Source organism: Pseudoflavonifractor phocaeensis (assembly GCF_016901735.1).
Classification (GTDB): domain Bacteria; phylum Bacillota; class Clostridia; order Oscillospirales; family Oscillospiraceae; genus Pseudoflavonifractor_A.
In genome coordinates, this window is record NZ_JACLZC010000135.1 from 1 (window position 1) to 1,568 (window position 1,568).

Sequence of the window (1,568 nt, forward strand, 5' to 3'; positions counted from 1 at the left end):
CCCCAACCCGCGTCCGTACCCGTCCAGCCCCCGGAGCCGGAGCCGCCGGACCCCTCCGAAACCGACGAGGCCCGCTTCCTCCTGGAGCTGCAAAAGGAAAAATATCAGGTGATCTCCGAGTTCTCCGAGGATATGATTTTCTCCTATAACGCCATCTCCGATTCTATGGAGCTGAGCGAAAAGTTCTGCCGGGTCTTTCAGGTCCCCGCCTACCTGCGGGATTACAGCACCCATCCGGAGCCCAGCTTCCTCTTCCTGCCGGAAGAGTACCAGTGCCTGGTGGAGCGTTTCCACAAGCTGAGCTGGGCCGACCAGCAGCTGGAGATGGATCTGCACCTGAAGCTGCCCGACGGCACCATGCCCTGGTTCCATCTGGCCCTGCGGACCCTGTGGTCCAGCCGGGACCGGAGCCGGGAGCTGGGCTATGTGGGCAAGCTGACCAACATCAACCGCATCAAGCGGGAGGCCACCAAATGGCAGCAGCGGGCCAACACCGACCCCCTCACTCAGCTCCACAACCGCGCCGGCGCCCACCTGCTCTTTGAGCAGATGCTCCGGGAGTGCGCCGAGCAGGACCGGAAAATGACGGTGGTCTTTATGGACATCGACCACTTCAAGTCCCTCAACGATACCCTGGGCCACGCCGCCGGCGACCAGATCCTCATTGCCTTCAGCCAAAACGTCCGGCGGCAGTTCCGTCCCACCGATATCGTGGCCCGCTTCGGCGGCGACGAGTTCCTGGTCATTATGAAGGACACCGGAGACGAGGCCTTCGCCCGCCGGAAGCTGGAGCCCCTGTGCCATCAGACCCTTTTCCTCCCCGCCCTCAAGCTCCCCGCCGGTATGTCCGGCGAGGCCTCCGACCAGCTCCCCGTCAGCAGCAGCATCGGCGTGGCCTTCTACCCCGACGACGCCCAGGACTTTGACGCGCTGCTCCGCAAGGCCGACAGCGCCCTTTACGCCTCCAAGCGGGCCGGGCGGGGCACCGTCTCCTTCTGCGCCGCCGTGGAGGCCCAGGAGGGAATCTAAATTTTTTGTAAAAAACACTTGCATTCCGCCAGAAGATGTGCTATTATAAATGAGCTGTCAGTGAGAGTGATTCTCCCAGGCGGTATGCGGCTGTAGCTCAGCTGGATAGAGTGTTTGACTACGAATCAAAAGGTCGGGGGTTCGAATCCCTTCAGCCGTACCACGCCGGAGCAAGGTTTTCCCTTTGCTCCGGCGTTTTTTATGCTCATTGCAAAAGGGGGACAGCATGTACGCTGTCCGGTTCAGGCTGTCGAAGAAGTGGAACGCGGTGCAGGAAACGTCAAAGTGCCTGCATGGAAGCGGGCGACCACAAGGGTCGCCCCTACGAGGTGGGAGGATATCCTATTACCCCGCCGAGGGCGGCGGGGCCTACAGGAAAGGCGGGGCGGACAGTGTCCGCCCCCTACAAAGGGCAGAAGGTACCGTGAAAGCGCCTGGGGGAAGTGCAGAAGGGGGGTATCCCCCCTTCCGTTGCCTTTGCTTCCCTCCTCGCGGCATAGCCGCTCGGCCTCCGCTAAAAATGTGCCACCGGCACATTT

Annotated in this window: 1 protein-coding gene and 1 tRNA gene; both read left to right on the forward strand. The window is 61.7% G+C overall.

Annotated features, from left to right (window positions below):
* Positions 1–1,029, forward strand: a 1,029-nt coding sequence (locus tag H7U37_RS14785) for a GGDEF domain-containing protein (RefSeq protein ID WP_204876900.1), incomplete at its 5' end; no start/stop codon positions are given.
* Positions 1,030–1,115: 86 nt separating this feature from the next.
* Positions 1,116–1,192: transfer RNA gene (locus H7U37_RS14790), tRNA-Arg, on the forward strand.
* Positions 1,193–1,568 lie beyond the last annotated feature (376 nt).